Source organism: Clostridium drakei (assembly GCF_000633595.2).
GTDB lineage: Bacteria > Bacillota > Clostridia > Clostridiales > Clostridiaceae > Clostridium_AM > Clostridium_AM drakei.
In genome coordinates, this window is record NZ_JIBU02000034.1 from 85,461 (window position 1) to 107,530 (window position 22,070).

Sequence of the window (22,070 nt, forward strand, 5' to 3'; positions counted from 1 at the left end):
CTCACCCCATAAATCTAATTTTAATTAGCCTTTATAATTTTTTTCAGCTTCTGTTACCAATTCATCTATTAATTCTTTTACAGTAACAATTTTATCTATTCTATAAGCATTACTACCTGTAAAAATAAGTCCTTCTTCAAGGTTTCCTCTTACTGCTTGAACCAATGCCTTTGATATACAATAAGGAGTACTTTTAGGATTACACTTTTTTAAGCAATTAAAGCAATTTGTAGGTGCTATTCTACCTTTTTCAACTTGCTTTATTAGTTCATTTCTTATAGCTCTTCCAGGAAGACCTACAGGACTTTGTATAACCCTAATATCATCTTTTTTTGAATCCACATAGGCTTTTTTAAACTTTTCATCAGCGTCACATTCCTCTGTTGCTACAAAACGTGTGCCCATCTGAACTCCTGCAGCTCCTAATTCTAAAAATCTAGCAATATCAGCTCCACTATATACTCCACCTGCTGCTATTACAGGTATATGTTTTCCACATTCCTCTTCAAAAGGTTTTATTGCTTCTATTACTTCAGTTACAATTTCCTCAAGAGATCTTTTATTTTCTTCTAGCAATTGTTCTGGATGGAATCCTAAATGTCCTCCAGCTTCAGGACCTTCAACTACAATCATATCAGGAATTCTATTATATTTTTTATTCCAATGCTTTACAATAACTGAAGCTGATTTTCCTGAAGAAGCAATAGGTGCTATTTTTACATTACTTCCTTCAACAAGTTTAGGTAATAACAAAGGTAGTCCTGCACCAGATATAATTACATCCACTTTCTCATCCACACAAGCTTTTACCATTTCATCATAATTGTTAATGGCTACCATTATGTTGACTCCTATAATGCCTTTTGGACTTATTTCTTTTGCCTTTTTTATTTCCTCCCTTAAAGCTCTAATATTAGCTTCTTTTGTATTCGTTTGAAAATCTGGTTCTCTATATCCTATTTGAACTGAAGATATTATACCGATACCACCTTCATTTGCTACTGCTGATGAAAGTTTATAACCGGAAACACCCACTCCCATACCGCCTTGAATAATAGGTACTTCAGCTCTTAGTTCTCCTATAACTAATGGTGGTAATTTCATCTAATCGTCTCCTTTAAAATGATTTTTCACTATCAAATATTTTGATAGTCAAAGTATATATTAAAACAAATTAACTGTCAACGTTTTTTACATAAAATTCAATTTATGAAATTTGTTTCAATATATAAAAGTAAAATAAGCATATCATACATAATATGCTTATTTTACTTAAAAGTAAATTTTTTACTGTAAGTAGTTTAATGGATTCTCAGGTTTTCCATTTACCCTAACTTCAAAATGTACATGAGGTCCTGTGCTCCTTCCCGTACTTCCAACTTCTCCTATCTTTTCTCCACGCTTTACATACTCTCCTATATTGGAACATATCTTACTGCAATGAGCATAAATAGTTTGCATGCCGTTACCATGATCTATCTTTATTACATTACCATACCCATCTTCCCATTCTGTACAAAAAACTTTACCATCCATAGCAGCACAAATAGGTGCTCCCATGGATGCGCCTATATCTATTCCCTGATGTACAGTTCCCCATCTTGAACCAAAAGGTGATGTTATAGTACCTTGAGATGGTACCCCCATAAAACTAACTTTATTAGTACTACCTCTAGAAAGAGTTAAATTATTTCCTAATGAATTTTGTTCTATATTCTTTGAAAATTTTATAATTGGATTTTTAGAATTAGCATCTATATTTTTAATAGTTTGTTCTACAGTATTTACTTTTCCTATTTCTACACTTTCTTTTATATATGTTATATGATTTACAAGCTTTAAGTCATCTTTTTCTTCTTTGTATGAATTCTTTATTTCATCTAATGTATTCCTAATCTCTGCTTCATTAGCAAGTACAGAAACTTCTTTTCCATCAGATTTCATTAAAACCGCATTTACTTTTGTATTACTATTTTCTAAAATAAGTTTCTTAATATGATCAGCATTTTCTATTCTATTAATATCATCAAAATGCTTTTTTACAAATTTTATATCATCTTTAAAATTCACCTTTCCAAATCTCTTTTCTATATCTTTTTTTACAATATTATCCATAGTATAAAACTCTTCTTTATCTTTAACATAACCTACTATTTTACCATTAATATATATTTCATAACAATTAGGATTATTACTATATAAATATCTGATTAGCACTGCTGAAGTAATAATAATTATTAGTAGACTCAAATATATTTTGCTTCTATTATTTGAATGCAAAGTTATCATTCCTTTCTTTGGCATTATATTTTTACCCTTACTTATTTATTGTTCCTAAAATTGTAAAAAATATTACCTAATTTAAAAAAGTTTTTTCATTGTTATACAAATTTTATTTTGTTATAATTATTTATTAGAAGAACTTTTTTAAAATTAAACCACATTGAAGGTAGGTTATGGAAAATATGAGTACTTTTGTATTTAAAAGTAATAACTCTAATTACACTCCTGTAAGTAATATTTTTATAGATAAATTTATGCCAAAAGCCCGGGGAGAATTTGTAAAAGTATATCTTCTAGGGCTAAAATATTGCGTATCCGGTGAATTAGGAGTTAGTTCACAAATAATGGCAAGCGCTTTACATCTTCTTGAAACAGATGTATTAAATGCATGGAACTATTGGAATGATGAAAATGTAATTAGGTTAGTTCCTATAGACAACATGGGTAATTACAATATTGAGTTTATTAATTTATCTGATTCTCCTGAGGAAAATTCAGAAAACATAAACTTACTGGAAGAATTAAATAAAAATTCTACAAAAGATATGCTTCAAGATATAGAAAAGCTCCTTGGAAGACCTTTATCTTCAAAGGAAATGACTATGTACATAGGATGGCTAAAAGATTTTAATTTTTCTCCCGAAATTATACTTCTACTTATTCAATATTGTGCATCAAAGGGAAAGACAGATTGTAGATATATTGAAAAAATTGCTCTAGCTTGGTTTGATTCGAAAATAAAAAATATAGATGATGCCCAAACCTTTATCAAAAAACATGAAGATAAGTGGATTAATATAAGAAAAATATTGAACTACTTAGGTATAAAGGATGCAGAAATTATGAAGCCACAAGAAGATATGTTAAATAAGTGGATTAGTACTTATAAGTTTCCTATTGATGTTATATATAAAGCCTGTGAAATATGTTTTCAGCGTATAAATAAGACAGACTTTAAATATATTGATGGTATACTTACAAGTTGGAATAAGGATAATATTAAAACTATAGATGATGTAAGCAAAAAAAATACTAAAAAGATTTATCATAAAAATAATTCAACTTATAAAAATAATTCTTCTAATGGTACATTTAATAATTTCGAACAAAGAAACTATGATTTTGAGGATTTAGAAAAAAAACTGCTAGGATGGGATAAATAATGGTCAAAGGATATCAAAGCAACATAATTAAAGTATATGAAAATATACATAAATTTGAAGAAAAATCTCTTAATAAAAGAAGAGAAGAAATTCAAAAAAAAATTCCACAAATTATAGATATAGAACGTGAAATCGGTAAATTGTGCGTTAGACTTTCAATAACTATACTTAATAATTCACAAAATAAAGAAAATGATTTAAAAAAGCTAAAAGAAAAGATTACTGACCTTAGAATAAAAAAATCTGAAATGTTAGTAAGTAATAACTACCCTTTAGACTACTTAGACATGCATTATATGTGCAATAAATGTAAGGATACTGGATTCATTGGAACTCAAAAATGCAGTTGCTATAAACAAAAACTTGTAGAACTTTACTATGAAAACTCTGAATTAAAAACTATACTTGAAAAAAATAATTTTAGTAATTTTAATTTTGAACTTTATTCACCTCATAAAAGTGATGATGTACGTAAGAGCCCTAGAAAAAACTTGGAAGATATAGTTTCAAAATGCTGGAATTTTATAGAAGGTTTTTCTTCTTCCAATGAAAACTTATTATTTTTAGGTAATCCAGGTACTGGAAAAAGCTTCTTATCCTATTGCATTGCTAAAGAACTTTTAGATAGAGGTCATTTAGTAGTATATAGAACTGCTGAAACATTAATTCATGACTTAAAACATATTAGATTTAACAACTCTGATGAACTTGAAGATTTGCTTATAAATTGTGATCTTCTTATGATTGACGATTTAGGTTCTGAACAAATTACTGAGTTTTCTAAAACAGAACTATTCAATCTTCTAAATATAAAATTGCTTAAAAATCGCAAAATGCTAATTTCTACAAATTGTGGTTTAGAAGAACTATTAAAAAATTATTCAGAAAGAATTTCATCTAGACTTTTAGGAGAATTCACACTATGTAAATTTTATGGTGATGACATAAGAATAGGTCAAAATATTAAAAATAGAAAATATTAATTTAAAAATATCTTTTGCTTTAATGGCAAAAGATATTTTTTATTATTGGTTTAACATATTAAAAATTATTATTCATAAAAAAAACGCTAAATGTTATACAACATTCAACGTTCTGGTGCTGGCAGAAGGCTTCGAACCCTCGACCTACTGATTACAAGTCAGTTGCTCTACCAACTGAGCTATGCCAGCAAACTATATGGCGACCTAGAAGGGACTCGAACCCTCGACCTTCGGCGTGACAGGCCGACACTCTAACCAACTGAGCCACTAGGCCATATATGGTGGGCACAACAGGGCTCGAACCTGTGACCCTCTGCTTGTAAGGCAGATGCTCTCCCAGCTGAGCTATGCGCCCATATATGGTGACCCCTAGGAGACTCGAACTCCTGTTACCACCGTGAAAGGGTGGTGTCTTAACCGCTTGACCAAGGGGCCTTATTCATATTTTCATCAGTCATTCGCTATTACTTAGCGACCCGACATAGACTATAATACAAGATTTTCATGAAAGTGTCAACATATTTTTTAAAACTTTTTTGTTTTTTTTAATGTTTTCATGTTAATTTCTTATATATCAACACTTTAACCCATCTTAACTTTTTCAATATTAATAATCCTTTGAACCAATATGCCCTATATGTTCCATAATTATAAGTGCAGTATCTTCTATTGCTCTCTTTGTAACATCTATTATTTTACAATTAAATCTTCTCATAAGTTTATCTGCAAATTCTAATTCTTGAAGCACTCTTTCTGCATTAGCATACTGTATCTCCCTTGAAGCTGAAGAAAATTTATCTAATCTATGTTTTCGAATTTCAATAAGCTGCATAGGATCTATGGTAAGCCCTATTATTTTCCTTCTATCTACTTCAAATAATTCTTCTGGTATAGGAATCTCCGGCATTATAGGAACATTTAAAGCCTTTATTCCTTTATTAGCTAAATACATACATAAAGGAGTTTTTGAAGTTCTAGAAAGCCCTATTAAAATTACATCAGCATATTTTATGCCTGCATTATCCTTACTATCATCATATTGCATTGCAAATTCCATAGCTCTTATTTTTTTATAATACTCAGAATCCATTTCCCAAATAGCTCCAGGTCTATAATTAGGTATTTTGTTTAATATCATTGATGCCATGCTTATACAAGGACCCAATACATTTGTTATATGTATGCTTTCTTCTATACACCTTTGTACAAGAAATTCCCTAACATCTACTAAAACTATAGTAGATATTATCATAATATTTTTCTTGTCTTCTAAATTGTTTATAAATTCATTTACATGTTCAAAACTTTTTATATAAGGTACCCTCTTAACCTTTACATCTTCAGAAAATAAACTTGAAGTTGCTTTTGCAACTTGTTCAGCTGTCTCTCCTATAGAATCAGACACCGCATATATTGTCAACATAAATTAGCTTTCCCCCTTTTAAGACTTATAAATTTCCAAGTTCCACAAGTGCACATCCCTCTATAGCTATAATACCTTTATTTTTACATAAACTCAATATGTCAGTACTACCAGCTCCAGGTTGTATTAATATTCTTTTAATATTTAAATTTTCTGCATCTTGTACTATTTTTAATCCAACTACAGGATTTATACATAAATCTATTACATCTACATCAAAAGTTACTTCATCAAGAGACTTGCAAACCTTACCTGTAGTATCCCTAGGATTAACACCTTCCACATTAAATCCTGCATTTTTTAACTGATTCAAAATTTTAAATGCATATTTCTCCTCTTTTAATATATCACCTACTACTACCCAATTTTTATAATTTAATAATTCATGAGCTGTCATAATTTTTTCTCCTTTCATCAATTTATAATACTATTATATACAAAATAACCTTAAATATAAAAAATTCTATTTTAAAATATTATATTTAAGGTAAAATAGTATGTAGTATCTTTTAAGGGGAGTTGTTAAAATTGTTTCATGAAATACTAGTAATTGGCGGTGGAGCTTCTGGAATTATGGCTTCTATTGCCCTAAAAGACATGGGAAAAGATGTAGGGCTAATAGAAGGTTCTAATAGAATAGGTTCTAAAATATTGACTACAGGAAATGGTAGATGTAATATAACTAACAAAAACATTAATTATTCGAGATATCATAGTAAAAATCCAGGATTTTATAAACATATTTTAGATAAATTTACAGTAGATAACACTATAGATTTCTTTTACTCCTTAGGCCTTCCACTTACTGAACTAGATGATGGTAAACTTTATCCATTATCTCTTCAGGCATCTTCAGTACTTGATATATTGCGAATGGCATTAGATGATCGTAGTGTTCCTATTTATCTAAATGAAAAAATAAAGACCATAAAAAAGTCATCTTCAGGTTTTAAAGTACTTTCACAATCTAGTGATATTTACGAGTGTAAAAAACTTATTTTATGTTGTGGTGGAAATTCTGCCCCTAATACAGGTTCTGATGGCTCTGGCTTTGAATTAGTACAAAGATTAAACCATAGTATAATTACCCCTGTTCCATCGCTTGTACAGCTTAAATTAAAGTATAATCACCTAAAAGCTTTATCAGGAGTAAAATTTAATGGTTTTGCTGAAATATATGTAGATGACGCTCCTAATAGAAAAGAATTTGGAGAAATATTATTTACGGACTACGGAATATCTGGACCACCTATTCTTCAAATAAGTAGTATCGCTTCACGTGCCTTAGCTAAAGGAAAGGAAGTAAGGCTCACTATAGATATGATGCCAAACTTGGATAAAGAAGCTCTAATAGAATTTTTAGAAAACCATTGGGCATTATTTAGCTACAGAAGTATATTGGATTCGTTTATAGGAATAATAAACAAAAAAATTATTCCTACTCTTTTAAAAGAAGCATCTATAACTAATATACATAAACCTTGTTATGAACTTACATGGAAAGAGAAAAATAAAATATTTTTTCTTCTGAAAAATTGGGGTTTTATGGTGTATGATACCAATTCATTTAAAAACTCTCAGGTAACCTCTGGAGGTATAAATACAGAAGAAGTAAATTCAAAAACTTTAGAATCTGAAATAGTTAGCAACTTATTTTTTGCTGGTGAAATACTAGATGTTGATGGAGATTGTGGAGGTTTTAATCTTCAATGGTGTTGGAGTTCAGGTTTTATAGCTGCTAAAAGCGCTGCTGACTAAAAAATCAGCAGCTTATTTTTCATTCTTCCAAAGTGTCTCTATTAAAGCTAGTTCCTTATCTTCTTCATCTACTATTTTATGCAAACATACAAAACCCTCTTCTTTTTTATCTATTTGAGTCAATACTTTTATTACAGCACCATAAGTTGTTTCTTTCTCATAAGCTATAATTATATCTGTAATATTACAATTAGCAACTATATCTAAAGGTACTGTTTCAACAGCCCAATCTACATACTTTACATTATTTACGTGCCTATTTGTATCTATATCACTATATCTTACACTAAATACTTTTTCGTTATCAACTCTTTCTTGTTTTCCAATTTTCTTTACAGTTAAAGGTTTGTTATCCTCTTTACTAAGTCCAAAAGCATTATACATATCATCTGTTACTGTCATAGCTTTTCTTTTTTCTGTATTTATTAAAAACCATACAGAACTAGCCTTAGCTATAACATTTTCCATTGAATCAAATACTTGAAAGCTTCTATATGCATAAAACTTTCTAAAAGACTCTGGAATAGTTTTAACTTTTATTTTTTCCCTATATAAAGGATATCTATAAATATGTATATTCCATTTATAAAGTACCCAAGCAATTTTTTTACTATTCATATACTCTAGTCCTATACCTATATCTTCAGATTGCATAGTACAAATATCTTCTAAATAATTCATAAGACTTGTTAATAATAACTTTTTATCACAATCTATTTCATAATATTGAATTTCGTATTGTTTCTCTGTCTCTACTTTTTTCATTTCACATTCCTCCCTTAAGTTACAAAGCAAATTAGTTAATTGTATCCGCTATTCATAGTAAACTACTTGCTAAAGATAATTTATAACCTTAATACTCTTTTACAATAAGTTCCTATTCAATCTAATAACATTATATCGTAAATAATAAAAAAACCCTATGCAAAGCATAAGGTTTTTCATAATGTTCATTATTTACTTAATTTTTACTAATTATATATCTGTTACGTTTATAGTCTGATCTCTTCTTGGTCCTACTGAAACTATAGATATTTTTGTTCCTGTAAATTCCTCTATTTTCTTAAGGTATTTTTTTGCATTTTCAGGAATCTCATTGTAAGTTCTTGCACTTTCTATACTTTTATCCCAACCATCAAATTCCTCATATACAGGTTCGCATCTAGCTAAATCCTCTAAACTTGCTGGAAAATAATCTATAACTTTTCCATCAAGCTTATAGCCTACACACATTTTAACTTTTTCAAGACCAGCTATAGTATCTATTTTAGTTACAGCAAAACTTGTAAGACCTGAAACTCTAGCACTAGTTTTAAGTATTACAAGATCAAGCCATCCACATCTTCTAGCTCTTCCTGTAGTAACACCATATTCATGTCCATTCTCTCTTATCCAATCTCCAGTTTTATCAAATAACTCTGTTGGGAATGGACCTTTACCAACTCTTGTTGTATAAGCTTTAGCTATACCTACTGCACTATTTATCAAAGTAGGTCCAATACCGGCTCCAGTACATACTCCTCCAGCAATTGTATTTGATGATGTAACATATGGATATGTTCCATAATCTATATCAAGTAATGTACCTTGAGCACCTTCAAATAATACCTTTTTTCCAGCTTTAATATTATCATATACTATTACTGATGTATCCTTTACAAAAGCTCTCATTTTTTCAGCATATCCTAAGTATTCAGCACATATATCATCAAAATTCAATGCTTCTCCATTAAAAACTTTTGTTATTATATCGTTTTTCATTTCAACATTTTCTTTTAATTTTTCTATAAAAACTTCCTTATGCATAAGGTCACTTACCCTTATTCCACTTCTCTCCATTTTATCTGTGTAACAAGGACCTATTCCTTTTCCTGTAGTTCCAATATCTTTTTTACCTCTGCACTTTTCCTTTATTCCATCTAAGACTCTATGATATGGCATAATAAGTTGTGTTCTATCACTTATTATTAAGTTTTCTGGAGTGACATTAACTCCAACACTTTTCAAATAATCTATTTCTTCAAACAATGCTTTAGGATCAAGTACAACACCATTTCCTATTACATTTAATTTATCATTATAAAGTATACCTGAAGGTATTAAATGAAGTTTATATTGTTTATCACCAACCTCTACAGTATGACCTGCATTGTTTCCTCCTTGAAATCTTACTACCACATTTGCATCTTCAGCAAGGTAATCTGTCATTTTGCCTTTTCCTTCGTCTCCCCATTGAGCTCCTAAAACAATAAATGCTGACATAAAAGTTTCCTCCTCTTTTAATTAAGCTAAACATTATTTAACTAATACTCAGCTTTACTATATAAATGTATTTATAACAATTAAAAATAAGATTACTGATTTTTAAGGCTAATCCTACTATCTTATGGTATCAAAAGTATAAGTTTCAGTCAATAATAAATACGAATATTTTAGCTTTAAAATCTAATAAAATTCGTTCTAAGTTTCTTAATTTATCAATTATATTCTTCCAAAACATATTGGATCTTATATTATAAAAAAATTAGAAGGGAATACAATCCCTTCTAATTTTTTACTTCCATAAATCTTCCATTAAGTTTTCTATATTATTTCTTCTTTTTTCTGTTTCAGCATAATTTACTGTTATTACATCTTCTATATTTATTACATACCCTTCTTCAGCTTCTCTAGGAATTTTATTTTTTTCTATATTTATCATTTTCATATTTTCTAACTCTACCACTGCAAATTCCCCTTCAAATCTGTCAATAATTCCTGTCATATAAAACACCTCATTTTTAATAATATTGTTATGTTTAAGCACTATAATAGATATAAAAATAATGCTTCTCTATCTATATTATTTTGCCTATTTACAATATTTAAATCACTTTCATCTTTTTTAACTATTTTATACACAGTTTGCAGTAATTCTTCTACATTAAAAGGTTTTGATATATATTCATCCATGCCTAACCCTAAAAAATGTTCTTTATCTCCTTTTAGCGCATAAGCTGTAAGCGCTATAATTGGTATATGTTTATCATTACCCTCTTCAGATTTTCTTATAAATTTAGTTGCCTGAATACCATCCATTATAGGCATCTGTATATCCATAAGAATTAAATCATACTGTTTTGTTTTTAATACATTTAATGCTTCTTGTCCATTATTTACAATATCACATATATGCCCATATTTTTTAAATAAATTATACATTACAATTTGACTAGCTTTATCATCCTCTACAATTAAAATATTTAACTTTTTATTTATTCTTTTAATTTTATCTTTTCTATCATCTATATTTACAATTGTAGACTTTCCACACTTTTGCAAAAACAAATTAAATGAAAATAAAGTTCCAATATCTTTTCTACTTTTTACTTCTATTTTTCCATTCATTAATTCTACTAGTCCTTTACATATGCAAAGCCCCAATCCTGTACCAGTAGGTTTTTTAGTATAAGTTTTATTTTCTATTTGGCTAAAGTTTGTAAATAATTTAGTAATATCTTTTTTATCTATACCTATCCCTGTATCTTTTACATAAAACTTGAGGTTCATTTTTTTATCAATAGTTTCTCCCTTTTCAATTATAAGTGAAACTGTTCCATACTTAGTAAACTTTATAGCATTATCTATGAGATTATCTAGTATTTGTTTCAATTTTATAGGATCACCTATTAATATTTCTGGAATTGCATCATCTATTTTAGACTTAAATTCTAATTTATTATCTAAAGCCTTCATAGTACTTATTCTTACAATTTCATTGTATAATTCCTTGAAATTAAATTCTATGCTTTCAACTTTCATCTTTCCTGAATTTATTTTAGAAAAATCCAATATACTATTTACTATATCTAAAAGCTTTAATGCACTAGATTTTACTAACTTTAAATTTTCCTTTTGTTCTAATGTTAAATCTGTCATTATAGTTAAATCCGTCATACCGATTATTCCATTAATAGAAGTTCTAATTTCATGACTTATATTTGCCAAAAATATTCCTTCGTTTATGCTATTACTTTCTATTACCTTTTTTTCATCCTTCAGCTTATTTATACTCAATTTGTAATTAGTAACATCCTGTATAAATATAATATTTTTAACCATTTCAACATCTTTTATACAATTAACTGTAACCTCTAAATATTTAGTATAATCTTCTGTTATAATCTCATATTCACACTTTTTTTCTACATCGTTTTCATCTGATTTTAATAAGTTTTGGCTGACTTTCTCCATTATCCTTTGTAAATGATATTCTAAATCTAAATCATGAAATATATTTAGCGCTTTACTATTTAGTTCGATAATCTTATTATTTTCATCTAATAATATTGCAGCACAGGGAAGACTTTCATATATTTTCATATACATACTCTTACTAAAATTATAATTTGTCTTTGAATCCAAAACTATTACATCCCCCTTTTTTGGTTCATTTAACAATTTAATTACCTCCTTATAATTTGTCCAATATAAAGTACTTCCTCAATTCTTGAAGCTTAACCTGAATGACTTTCTTTATAATATTACTTCAAAATATATGTATTTAATATTTTGAAATTAAAATTTGAAATTAAAATAATGTGATAACAAACTAAAAATGACTTACTTTCAATTAGTTTTTACAGTATTGATTGGTTTTTTTGAACTGATAAGCTATTAACCCTATTGTTTCTAATTATAATACAGTTAGAAAAAAATTCAACACATTTTCGTATATTAATGTGTTGAATTTACATATGTTTAAATTTTACAAGCTTTTAATTTGCTCTAATAATTTAATAGCAGCCTTTTTAGGTCCTTCTTTTTCTTTCCCATTTATACCCAAACACGTTCTCAATTGACCAACTTTTATTCCTGTTTCAAAAAATTTATTAAAGTATTCGTAAATAAGTTTATCTGTATCTTCTATTTTTTGTGCTGGTCCAAATGGATTTGCAAAATATGTCTTTACAAGTCCTCTCTCTGTAGTAGTTCCCTTTGCCATTCTTCTTCCTGCTCTAAATACATCTATGGCTTTATCAATATTTGTAAAAAACTCCAGCTCTTCGCCTTCTTCATAATTATTAGCGTAAAGTAGTAAATCTATAGGGTATCCTTTTGTAATTTCCTTGTAGCTTGCCACAGGAATAACAAGTCTTGCATTTATCTTATCTGGATTCATAAATATACTTCTATCAATCTCTTTAAATGCATATCCTGCATCTAAGTCATCCAACCTTACAAATGCACCTATCTCTGTACCAAATCCTAAAGGTTTCTCATTTCCATTTAATTTAATAACACCCATATCATCAAAAATTATAGTCATATCACTTATATAGTTATCACTTAATTCTCTAAAAGCCTCTAAACTTTCTGATTTTCCAGCTCCACTATCTCCCATTATTACAATATTAGCTTCTTTATTATTTTTAGTTATTATATTAACCATTGCTCCATGTATTGGTAAATATCCTCTTTTTATCATTATCAAATTATGAAGAGTTAATGTCATTTTTTTCATATACCCAAAATAATCTATGCTTTCCATATAATTTATATATCCAAGCATTATGTCATTCTCTTTATCATCATAAAATATTGTCTGCATATCTTCATTATTATCTCTAACACCAAATACATATACTATATCAGGTTTTTTCCCTCTACACTCATCTCCCTTAGCTAATTCAAAAAGATTACAAAGTGTTACTCCATGAGCCATAAAATCTCTATGGAAATATATATACGCTAATAATTCTCCCACTTTTGCAGGATAACAAAACCAATGATCTACATTTATAGCACAATTTTTCAATGGATTTTCATAACATTCTGTAAACATACCATCTCTTTTATTCTTCTTAGGATATGTTATAAATGGAGGATCAACTACTATAGATTCTATAAATGGTATTTTATTTAGACATTCATAACCACTTGGATAAGGCCATTTTATATCATTTAAAATAAGTCCAGCATTCCCACCTGCTGGAAGTTGTCTATACACCTTAGGCTTTTCCCCTATAACATTTTCTTCTACTTTTCTATAAGTATTTAAAATAAGTTTTGAAAATTCATTATTTGCATCTATAAAACTTACATTTTGAAGGCCTTCACCTACTTTATTGTTTTGAACTATAGTATATCTTTCTATTTTTCTCCAAAAACCATATAGTCCTTCTATAAAAGATATAAACTTATCTTTATCCCATAAAAATTTATCATACTTCTCATTGAACTTTTTTATCTCCTCAGCATCTAAAACCATAAGTAATTTTAGTACATTGATAATATCTCTTGATATTTCTTTTACATCACTACTATTTATAGAGCCTTTAATATATTTATATATATTACTTTCCTTATTTTTTATTTTGGACATGTAAGCTTCTAAAACAGTTTTAAATCCTTTACTTGCCAATAATTTTTCTGCAGTGTTACAATATTTTGCCGTAAAATTGACCATAGCCTTACCATTACTTAAAGAAAATTCTTTTTGCATAAAAACATCCCCTTATTTTGAAATTCACATTTGCATTTTCCTTCATTATCAAGTGACATTTATAATTATACCACAAATTTATGAAATTTTTATACACACAAACTTTCATTTTACATAAAAGCTGCTAACTTATATTATTGAGATCCAGAATATATGGATGAATATTCACCAAACATGTTTCTTCTTCCAAAACATACATCAACATACATCTATATAATATTATAACTCTAATCTTTATTTATTACTGACAGATTGCAATTCGATACTTTGAGTTAATTTCCACTGCAACAGAATTTGATACGTCTACGTTTTGAATTGCATGCACTTCGCCATATGACCAGTTTTCACGTTTTTGTTTATTTGCTTCTTTTCCACTCCAATTGATCTGTCCTAAATCTTTTTGTGAAATTTCCATTTTCGTTTCTTTGTCAAAGACAATGGGTTTTGCTATAATATCAATATATTTTCCAATCTGTTCATCAGGGACAGTTTTATCTGTAATCTGATACACTTTATACATACTGATTAATTGTGTACAGTTCTTTGGATTCACCATAAAATGTCCATCTGATGTTACAGACTGTTTCTGTTTATAATAAAAAATATTATCAGAATTCTTTACAGCCTCCGTATAAACTGCCTTATGATATTTACCATTGGCATCAACTATTAAGCCCTTTTCAATGCTATCTTTCGATTCATAAACATTTAAAAATGGAATAACAGCAAAAGCATTCGGCTCTTTATTGGCAATATCAGATAACATTTTGAATGTGGCCTTTTCTGTATCATGTTGAATCGAAACTTTACCATTTTTATCAATCACAACAAGCTTTCTGATATAACCCACCCAACTACCAAGGTTTTCTTTTATTACAGTATCTTCAAGTACTGTATAACTTTTTCCCTTATAAATAAATTGTGTAACATCATCAGAATTAATATAACATTTTTCTTTATTTGTGGAATATTGTTGTATTTTTGGGCTTAAAATAGAACAGCCCAATAACAATCCAGATGCCAAAACAGCAAATAAAATAAAAATAATAGTTCTTTTCTTCATAATTTTTTCTCCTTTTATTCGTTTGATATCAATTATAAAAGGAAAATTTAAAGATTTGGTAAGGAAAGTTAGATATTTCAAAAAGTATAAAAAAATAAAAGCTCGTTATACATTAATATTTCAAGCTTTTTTGTGGTGCTCCTAACAGGATTCGAACCTGCGGCCTACTGATTACGAATCAGTTGCTCTACCAGCTGAGCCATAGGAGCATTTTTAATTCTTATCATTTATAATTTTAATACACTTTGTAAATATAATCAACTATTCTCATAATTAATTTAATTTTACAATATATACCGTGTAGTAAAATATTATAAGTTCTTCGTTTTTAAACCTTTTATTAAATAATTCTTGGGCCGCAGTGAAGGTATTATCAATGATAAAGATTTGATAACTTAACCATTATTTAATTTATAATATGTAAATATAATAATAAAGATCAAAAATCATAAAAATTTTTTTGACCTTTAATAAAATTTTATCATATTTTTTTATATTATGTTATTTTTAGCTTATAATTACTATTTAAATGATTTAAATTAATATTTATTATAATATCTATTTAAATCATTTAAATACTACTTTTTCTTACTTTGACTTTCTTTGACCTTTGTATTATTATATAAGCATAAACACAATATATAAATAAAAAATAATAACAAATTAAGGAGGTTTTTTATTATGTTTGATATGATTCCTTTTAGAAGAAACGATTCTATAAATAAAAGAGGTGAAGATATTTTCGATAGCTTTTTCAATAATTTCTTTGGCGAAGACACGTTCTATCCATCAAATATTTCTACATTTGGAAATGGATTTAAAGTAGATTTAAAAGAAGATGAGAATAATTACATGATAGAAGCTGACTTACCTGGCATAAAAAAAGAAAATATAGATATTAGTCTTAACAATAACTACTTAACTATATCAGCAAAACGCCAAGACGATGTAGAAGACAAAAATGGAAATTATGTAAGACGTGAAAGAAGATACGGAGAATTTAAGAGAAGTTTTTATATAGACAATGTAGATGAAAACGCTATTGATGCATCTTTTAGTGATGGCGTATTAAAGGTTATTCTTCCAAAAAAAGAAAAGATTAAAGAATCTCAGAGAAGAATAGATATTCATTAATATTCTTATAATATAAAAATTCAATGTTGTATTTAAATTTTAAAAAATGAGGCTAGCTTTTTAAAAGCCAGCCTCATTTTTATTGTTGATGTATAACATCCAAATTACCAAACTTACTAAATTGTCCAAGCCAAGCAAGTTTTACAGTACCTGTAGGACCATTTCTTTGCTTTGCAATGATACACTCACCTACATTTTTCTCTTCTGTTTCTTTATTATAATATTCATCTCTATATAAAAACATAACTACGTCAGCATCTTGCTCTATAGAACCTGATTCTCTAAGATCTGATAACATAGGTCTATGATCTGTTCTTGCTTCTGGTGCACGTGATAACTGTGATAATGCAACAACTGGACATTGCATTTCCTTTGCCAGTGCTTTAATAGATCTCGATATTTCTGATACTTCTTGCTGCCTACTTTCTGATCCTTTGCTTCCTGACATTAACTGAAGGTAGTCAACCATTATTATATCTATTCCATGCTCTATCTTCAGTCTTCTGCATTTAGATCGCATTTCCATTACTGAAATACCTGCAGTATCATCTATGTATATTTTAGCCCCTCCAAGTGGTCCTGACGCTCTAGCAATATTCTCCCAGTCTTTATCATCCAAGTTACCTGTCCTCAACTTAAGCATATCCACATGGGCTTCAGAACACAAAAGCTTATATGCCAACTGTTCCTTAGACATTTCTAAAGAAAATATAGCTACACTTTTTCCTTCTCTTAAAGCTGCATTTTCTGCTATATTTAAAGCAAATGTGGTTTTTCCCATTGATGGTCTTGCTGCAATTAATACCATGTCACCTTTTTGAAATCCTGATGTTTTAGCATCAAGTTCTCTAAATCCTGAAGGTACTCCTGTTGTTTGACCTTTATTATTAAAAAGCCTTTCTATTTCTATGAATCCTCTTTCCAAAACAGTACTCATTGGTTCAAAATCAGAAGCATTAGTATTGTTAGAAATATCAAATATTTGTTTTTCTGCTAAATCAATAACCCCTAATACATCATCCTGGCTATTATAGCTTTCTTCTATTACTTTTGTAGATGACCTAATAAGTTTTCTTAACACTGATTTATCTTTTACTATTTTTATATAGGATTGTATATTTGCTGTAGAAACTACTGAACCACTTAATTCACTTATATAAGTTATTCCTCCTGCAGCATCTAATTTATCATTAGATTTTAAATTTTCTGTAAGAGTTATTATATCAACAGCTACATCTTTTTGATTTAAATCTAATATAGCATTAAATATGACTTTATGTGCATCCTTATAAAAGTCCTCAGTTTTTAAAACTTCCATAGCCTCAGCTATGGAAGTTTTATCTACAAGCATTGAACCTATTACACTTTGCTCTGCCTCTATATTATGAGGCATACTTCTAAGAGGTGCATCCATTCGTTATCTCTCCTTAGAATTACTTTCAAAAACTATTTTCATTAATTCTTCTATATTTTTTACTGCTTTTATTTCTATATCTTCAAGCTCTGTTGGTGCTTCTTTTATGTTATCTTCGGGCATAATTACAAGCTTTATACCTTTTCTTCTTGCACCATAAATTTTTTCGAATATACCTCCAACAGGCTTTACTTTACCTCTTAAAGATATTTCTCCAGTTATAGCTACATCTTGCCTTAATGGCTTATTTAAAAGTGCACTTATAATACATATTGTAATAGCAGCTCCAGCAGAAGGTCCGTCTATTTTACCTCCTCCTATAACATTTACATGTATATCATAATCACTTAAATCTTTATCTGCTATTTTTCTTATTACAGATGCTGCATTAAATACAGAATCTTTTGCCATACTTCCGGCAGTATCATTAAATCTTACTGAACCTTTTCCTTTTTCTTTTGCTTCAAAAACAGCTGTTTCTATCTCCAATGTAGATCCAATATATCCACTAACACCTAACCCATATATATGTCCAATTTCATATTTTACTTCATTTTTAACATCCTCAAAAGGTACCAATCTACTTATGCTTATAATCTCATTTAAATCCTCATTTGTTATTAAAACTTTTGAATTCAAATCAGTTCCTTTTTGATTATATAAAACATATCCATATGCATCTGCAAGTATATTAACAGCTTTTCTACCTTCTATTGTATATCTACTTATAGTTTCTGCTACGCCTTCTTCTAAATCAATATCAATTTTGCTTGCTGCATTTTCAACTATTTTCTTTATATCACTTGAACTTAAAGGCTCAAAATAAACTTCTGTACACCTTGATCTTAATGCTGGATTTATTTCATTAGGCTCCCTAGTTGTAGCTCCTATTAATATAAAATCTGCTGGTGCTCCATTTTCAAAAAGATATTTTATATACTTAGGAGTATTTTCATCATCTGGATCATAATATGAAGAGGAAAATTCTACCCTTTTATCCTCTAATACTTTTAATAACTTATTTTGGAGCATTTCATCTAACTCTCCAATTTCATCAATAAAAAGTATTCCTCCATGAGCATCTGTGACAAGTCCAGGTTTTGGTTCAGGAGTACCAGTCTCTGCTAGATCTCTTTTTGTACCTTGATATATGGGATCATGCACTGAACCTAATAATGGATTTGTTATTTCTCTTGGATCCCATCTTAAAGTAGTACCATCAACTTCCACAAACTTAGCACTTTCTTCAAAAGGAGTATACTTCAATTTTTTAACTTCCTCTAATGCCAATCTTGCAGCCGTAGTTTTTCCAACTCCTGGTGGACCATATAGTATAATATGTTGTGGATACGGTGACGCTAACTTTGATAATATAGATTTTATAGCTCTTTCCTGGCCTACAATTTCAGAAAAACATCCTGGCCTTAAAATACTCTGAATATTTTTACTTAACTTATTAGAATCTAAGACTTCAAGTTGAGCATATTTTTTAAGTGTCTTTGCATTTTCTGGTCCTTTTTGCTTTTTTATAATTCCTAATCTTACTTCATCTAAATACTTATCTTGCTTTTCTATAAGGTTTTTTTCTACTTCTTGCTCTATTTTGCTTTTAACGTATTTTGTTGCCAAAGCTTCTGATATCCAAACATTTGTATCTTCTAAGACCTTGCATGCATTTGATTCAGTAGGCACAGTTTGTAATCCCTTACCATCACTTACTATCATGTTCAAAGCGTATAACCTCTTTAGCATGTCTTTACTTTTCACATAGCTTTGTAATTTGTATTTTACTGTCCTAGATCTTATAGTACCTTCATCCAATACCTTATTTAATATCTCATACAATACATTTATTTGGGTCTCAATTGATATATTATCAATAAATTCATCTTCTATATCATTCACTAATTGTGATTTCACAGGTTCTCCCCCTTATTTTTCTGCTATAATAACTTTTATTTTAGTTGAAATTTCAGGATATAGTTTTACTTCTACATCATAAGTTCCAACTTGTTTTATGTTATCTACTATGATTTTTTTCTTATCAACTTTTAAATTATACTTTTTATTTAATTCATCAGCTATATCCTTTCCTGTTATTGATCCAAATAATTTTCCATTTTCACCTGTTTTAACTGAAAGATTTATTTCCTTTCCTTTTAAGCCTTCAGCTGTCTTTTGAGCTGCTTCTATTTCTGCAAGTTTTTGTCTTCTTTCAGCTTCCTTTTTGTTATTTAATATATGAACATTAGTACCTGTTGCTTCTTGTGCAAGTCCTTTTGGTAATAAATAATTTCTTGCATATCCATCAGAAGCATTTATTATATCTCCTTTCTTTCCTACTGATTTTACGTCTTTTAAAAGTATAACTTTCATTATTCTTCACCTTCCATAATGTATTTGCCAATGGCATCCTTAAGTTTTTTTAAAGCTTCATCTAATGTTACTTGCTTAATTTTTACCCCTGCCATAGTCATATGTCCTCCTCCACCTAAAGATTCAAGTATAACTTGCACATTGACTTCTCCTAAAGACCTTCCGCTAATACATACATTATCTTTTATTTTAACAAAAACAAAAGATGCTTTGATACCTGTAATATTTAGCAATTCATCAGCAGCCTGTGCAGCTAATACAATATCTTCTATTTCATTGGGGCATACAGCTATTGCTATATTATTAAATATTTCAGCTGACTTTATAATTTCAGCTCTTTTTAAATAGGTGTCTAAATCATCTGCAAAAAATTTTTTTACATCTACAGTATCTGCTCCTAATCTTCTTAAAAAAGAAGCTGCTTCAAAAGTTCTTACACCAGTTTTAAAAGAAAAATTTTTAGTATCAACATAAATTCCTGCCAAAAGAGCTTCTGCCTCTATTATTTTTATTTTTGGTTTTTCAACCATATACTGAAGCATTTCTGTAACTAATTCAGATGTGGATGATGCATATGGTTCTATATAGCTTAAGAGTGCTCCTTCTACAAAATCTGTAGATTTTCTATGATGATCTATTATAACTATTTTCTCAAAAGCATCTACCACTTTTATATCTTGAACATACCCTCTGCTATGAACATCTACAAGTATAAGTAAACTATTATATTTCATATTGGCGATACATTCTTTGCTATCTATAAATATATTTTCATACTCTTTTTCATTCTTAATTTTCTCTAAAATTAAATTTATACTGCTATTAGTTTCTTCTAATACTATATGACAATCCTTTTTTAAAAATTTTATTGTACTATATATTCCAACAGCAGCTCCAAGACAATCTATATCTGGATTTATATGTCCCATTATAAATACATCACTACTAGCATTTATTAATTCTACAAGAGCATGTGCTATAACCCTTGCCCTTACCTTAGTTCTTTTCTCTACTTCTTTTGTTTTTCCTCCATAAAAGGATAGCTTTTCTCCACTTTTAACTACAGCTTGATCTCCACCTCTTCCAAGTGCTAACTCCTTAGCAGATGCTGCAAAATTTTCATTTTGCAGTGGAGTCTCTCCACCACGTCCTACTCCTATACTTAAAGTAACAGCTAACTTATTACCCATATTTATTTCTCTTATATTATCTAATATTTCAAACTTTTTTTCCATCTCTTTTTCAACATAATTATCTTGAACACATAACACATATTTATTATCATCATATTTTCTTATCATTGCATTTAAAATTTGAGCATAACAATTTACTGTTCTTTCTATTTCTGCAACTATCAATGGTCTTTGACCTTCCTCAATAGTTTTTATTACATCATCAAAATTATCTACTTCCATAAGCATTATAGTATATTTATTCAACTCTAAATTCTTAACAATTTTCAACATTTGTGTAACATCATAAAGATACAAAAGTATTATTCTATCTTCTAAGTTATCAGATATATCAACTACATTACTATATATATCATAATATTTTTCTTTTAGTTTAACATTTTTAATTATATTTTTTTTACCATCTAAAATTTGTCTTAAATTAATTTCTTTAATTACACCATTAATACTTTTACCCAATATATCTTCATTTTTAATTATATAAGAATATTTTTGATTATACCAAAGAATTTCTCCTTTTTTATCTATCATAATTAATGGGAAAGGCATTTTTACTAAAGTATTTCTAGTTGCATTATCTAATTGAGATGAAAAATTCTCTATAAATTTCTTCCATTCTGTTTGCCTAACTTTTGTATTTTTCATATTATATAATACAAGAATCATATAAAAACCTATAGATACTACTCCTATATAAAAATGCCCATAAACTATAATTACTGAAATAAGAATAGCTATTATGATCATATATACTTTGTTACCATTTATAAAATAATTATACTTTTTATCCATTAAT

18 protein-coding genes and 5 tRNA genes are annotated in these 22,070 nt (G+C 28.5%); 4 read left to right on the forward strand and 19 right to left on the reverse strand.

Going from position 1 to position 22,070, the window contains the following annotated elements; all coding sequences use genetic code 11:
- Positions 1-24: 24 nt before the first annotated feature.
- The gene (locus EG57_RS0217475) at positions 25-1,104 is read right to left on the reverse strand and encodes an NAD(P)H-dependent flavin oxidoreductase (protein WP_032078443.1); all 1,080 of its coding nucleotides are present in this window, start codon (positions 1,102-1,104) and stop codon (positions 25-27) included.
- A gap of 183 nt (positions 1,105-1,287) precedes the next feature.
- Positions 1,288-2,304, reverse strand: a complete 1,017-nt coding sequence (locus tag EG57_RS0217480) for a M23 family metallopeptidase (protein ID WP_052037992.1) — start codon at positions 2,302-2,304, stop codon at positions 1,288-1,290.
- A gap of 161 nt (positions 2,305-2,465) precedes the next feature.
- Here EG57_RS0217480 and EG57_RS0217485 point away from each other — a divergent pair, with 161 nt between their 5' ends.
- A complete protein-coding gene (locus tag EG57_RS0217485) occupies positions 2,466-3,446 on the forward strand; it encodes a DnaD domain protein (protein WP_032078482.1) in 981 nt (326 codons plus the stop codon).
- On the forward strand, positions 3,446-4,429 hold the full coding sequence (locus EG57_RS0217490; protein WP_032078444.1) for an ATP-binding protein: 984 nt from the start codon (positions 3,446-3,448) through the stop codon (positions 4,427-4,429). The genes EG57_RS0217485 and EG57_RS0217490 overlap by 1 nt, the downstream gene beginning before the upstream one ends.
- Before the next feature lie 113 nt (positions 4,430-4,542).
- On the opposite strand, the gene EG57_RS0217495 is transcribed toward EG57_RS0217490, so the two are convergent.
- The 6 genes from EG57_RS0217495 to EG57_RS0217520 all read right to left on the reverse strand — a co-directional run bounded on the left by EG57_RS0217495 (position 4,543) and on the right by EG57_RS0217520 (position 6,249).
- Positions 4,543-4,618, reverse strand: a tRNA-Thr gene (locus EG57_RS0217495).
- An 8-nt stretch (positions 4,619-4,626) separates the two neighbouring features.
- Positions 4,627-4,703: transfer RNA gene (locus tag EG57_RS0217500), tRNA-Asp, on the reverse strand.
- Positions 4,704-4,708: 5 nt separating this feature from the next.
- Positions 4,709-4,784: transfer RNA gene (locus EG57_RS0217505), tRNA-Val, on the reverse strand.
- A gap of 5 nt (positions 4,785-4,789) precedes the next feature.
- Positions 4,790-4,864, reverse strand: a tRNA-Glu gene (locus EG57_RS0217510).
- A gap of 172 nt (positions 4,865-5,036) precedes the next feature.
- Complete coding sequence (locus tag EG57_RS0217515; protein ID WP_032078445.1) at positions 5,037-5,852, reverse strand: pyruvate, water dikinase regulatory protein; 816 nt, start codon at positions 5,850-5,852, stop codon at positions 5,037-5,039.
- A 25-nt stretch (positions 5,853-5,877) separates the two neighbouring features.
- Positions 5,878-6,249, reverse strand: a complete 372-nt coding sequence (locus tag EG57_RS0217520; protein ID WP_029161039.1) for a CoA-binding protein — start codon at positions 6,247-6,249, stop codon at positions 5,878-5,880.
- Between the two features lie 131 nt (positions 6,250-6,380).
- On the opposite strand from EG57_RS0217520, the gene EG57_RS0217525 reads away from it, so the two are divergent.
- A complete protein-coding gene (locus tag EG57_RS0217525) occupies positions 6,381-7,610 on the forward strand; it encodes a BaiN/RdsA family NAD(P)/FAD-dependent oxidoreductase (protein WP_032078446.1) in 1,230 nt (409 codons plus the stop codon).
- A 12-nt stretch (positions 7,611-7,622) separates the two neighbouring features.
- Here the strand turns inward: EG57_RS0217525 and EG57_RS0217530 are convergent, their stop codons facing one another.
- The 7 genes from EG57_RS0217530 to EG57_RS0217560 all read right to left on the reverse strand — a co-directional run bounded on the left by EG57_RS0217530 (position 7,623) and on the right by EG57_RS0217560 (position 15,366).
- Positions 7,623-8,375, reverse strand: coding sequence for an acyl-[acyl-carrier-protein] thioesterase (locus tag EG57_RS0217530; RefSeq protein WP_032078447.1), 753 nt, complete (start codon positions 8,373-8,375; stop codon positions 7,623-7,625).
- Positions 8,376-8,585: 210 nt separating this feature from the next.
- Positions 8,586-9,872, reverse strand: a complete 1,287-nt coding sequence (locus EG57_RS0217535; RefSeq protein WP_032078448.1) for an adenylosuccinate synthase — start codon at positions 9,870-9,872, stop codon at positions 8,586-8,588.
- Positions 9,873-10,164: 292 nt separating this feature from the next.
- A complete protein-coding gene (locus EG57_RS0217540) occupies positions 10,165-10,374 on the reverse strand; it encodes a DUF3006 domain-containing protein (protein ID WP_032078449.1) in 210 nt (69 codons plus the stop codon).
- 41 nt (positions 10,375-10,415) lie between these two features.
- Positions 10,416-12,050: an ATP-binding protein gene (locus tag EG57_RS0217545; RefSeq protein ID WP_242859875.1), complete on the reverse strand. Its 1,635-nt coding sequence runs from the start codon at positions 12,048-12,050 to the stop codon at positions 10,416-10,418.
- Between the two features lie 307 nt (positions 12,051-12,357).
- Positions 12,358-14,094 (reverse strand): hypothetical protein, encoded by a 1,737-nt coding sequence (locus tag EG57_RS0217550; RefSeq protein ID WP_032078450.1) that lies wholly within the window; start codon positions 14,092-14,094, stop codon positions 12,358-12,360.
- 241 nt (positions 14,095-14,335) lie between these two features.
- Positions 14,336-15,157 (reverse strand): NisI/SpaI family lantibiotic immunity lipoprotein, encoded by an 822-nt coding sequence (locus tag EG57_RS0217555; RefSeq protein WP_032078451.1) that lies wholly within the window; start codon positions 15,155-15,157, stop codon positions 14,336-14,338.
- A gap of 133 nt (positions 15,158-15,290) precedes the next feature.
- Positions 15,291-15,366: transfer RNA gene (locus tag EG57_RS0217560), tRNA-Thr, on the reverse strand.
- A gap of 472 nt (positions 15,367-15,838) precedes the next feature.
- Here EG57_RS0217560 and hsp18 point away from each other — a divergent pair.
- Complete coding sequence (gene hsp18, locus EG57_RS0217565; RefSeq protein WP_032078452.1) at positions 15,839-16,291, forward strand: heat shock protein Hsp18; 453 nt, start codon at positions 15,839-15,841, stop codon at positions 16,289-16,291.
- Between the two features lie 79 nt (positions 16,292-16,370).
- Here hsp18 and EG57_RS0217570 read toward each other — a convergent pair whose 3' ends face one another.
- Genes EG57_RS0217570 through EG57_RS0217585 form a run of 4 tightly spaced genes read right to left on the reverse strand, consistent with a single transcriptional unit; the run spans position 16,371 to position 22,066 of the window.
- Positions 16,371-17,705: a replicative DNA helicase gene (locus EG57_RS0217570; RefSeq protein ID WP_032078453.1), complete on the reverse strand. Its 1,335-nt coding sequence runs from the start codon at positions 17,703-17,705 to the stop codon at positions 16,371-16,373.
- A gap of 3 nt (positions 17,706-17,708) precedes the next feature.
- A complete protein-coding gene (gene lonC / locus EG57_RS0217575) occupies positions 17,709-19,625 on the reverse strand; it encodes a Lon family ATP-dependent protease (protein ID WP_032078454.1) in 1,917 nt (638 codons plus the stop codon).
- Positions 19,626-19,637: 12 nt separating this feature from the next.
- On the reverse strand, positions 19,638-20,081 hold the full coding sequence (gene rplI, locus EG57_RS0217580) for a 50S ribosomal protein L9 (RefSeq protein ID WP_032078455.1): 444 nt from the start codon (positions 20,079-20,081) through the stop codon (positions 19,638-19,640).
- Positions 20,081-22,066: a DHH family phosphoesterase gene (locus tag EG57_RS0217585; protein ID WP_032078456.1), complete on the reverse strand. Its 1,986-nt coding sequence runs from the start codon at positions 22,064-22,066 to the stop codon at positions 20,081-20,083. Before EG57_RS0217585 ends, rplI begins: the two co-directional genes overlap by 1 nt.
- Between the last annotated feature and the right edge of the window lie 4 nt (positions 22,067-22,070).

Bases quoted from the DNA above. Each gene is read 5' to 3' on its own strand.
- EG57_RS0217475 (WP_032078443.1), bottom strand. From the start codon at position 1,104: ATGAAATTACCACCATTAGTTATAGGAGAACTAAGAGCTGAAGTACCT.
- EG57_RS0217480 (WP_052037992.1), bottom strand. From the start codon at position 2,304: ATGCCAAAGAAAGGAATGATAACTTTGCATTCAAATAATAGAAGCAAA.
- EG57_RS0217485 (WP_032078482.1), top strand. From the start codon at position 2,466: ATGAGTACTTTTGTATTTAAAAGTAATAACTCTAATTACACTCCTGTA.
- EG57_RS0217490 (WP_032078444.1), top strand. From the start codon at position 3,446: ATGGTCAAAGGATATCAAAGCAACATAATTAAAGTATATGAAAATATA.
- EG57_RS0217515 (WP_032078445.1), bottom strand. From the start codon at position 5,852: ATGTTGACAATATATGCGGTGTCTGATTCTATAGGAGAGACAGCTGAA.
- EG57_RS0217520 (WP_029161039.1), bottom strand. From the start codon at position 6,249: ATGACAGCTCATGAATTATTAAATTATAAAAATTGGGTAGTAGTAGGT.
- EG57_RS0217530 (WP_032078447.1), bottom strand. From the start codon at position 8,375: ATGAAAAAAGTAGAGACAGAGAAACAATACGAAATTCAATATTATGAA.
- EG57_RS0217535 (WP_032078448.1), bottom strand. From the start codon at position 9,872: ATGTCAGCATTTATTGTTTTAGGAGCTCAATGGGGAGACGAAGGAAAA.
- EG57_RS0217540 (WP_032078449.1), bottom strand. From the start codon at position 10,374: ATGACAGGAATTATTGACAGATTTGAAGGGGAATTTGCAGTGGTAGAG.
- EG57_RS0217550 (WP_032078450.1), bottom strand. From the start codon at position 14,094: ATGCAAAAAGAATTTTCTTTAAGTAATGGTAAGGCTATGGTCAATTTT.
- EG57_RS0217555 (WP_032078451.1), bottom strand. From the start codon at position 15,157: ATGAAGAAAAGAACTATTATTTTTATTTTATTTGCTGTTTTGGCATCT.
- hsp18 (WP_032078452.1), top strand. From the start codon at position 15,839: ATGTTTGATATGATTCCTTTTAGAAGAAACGATTCTATAAATAAAAGA.
- EG57_RS0217570 (WP_032078453.1), bottom strand. From the start codon at position 17,705: ATGGATGCACCTCTTAGAAGTATGCCTCATAATATAGAGGCAGAGCAA.
- rplI (WP_032078455.1), bottom strand. From the start codon at position 20,081: ATGAAAGTTATACTTTTAAAAGACGTAAAATCAGTAGGAAAGAAAGGA.
- EG57_RS0217585 (WP_032078456.1), bottom strand. From the start codon at position 22,066: ATGGATAAAAAGTATAATTATTTTATAAATGGTAACAAAGTATATATG.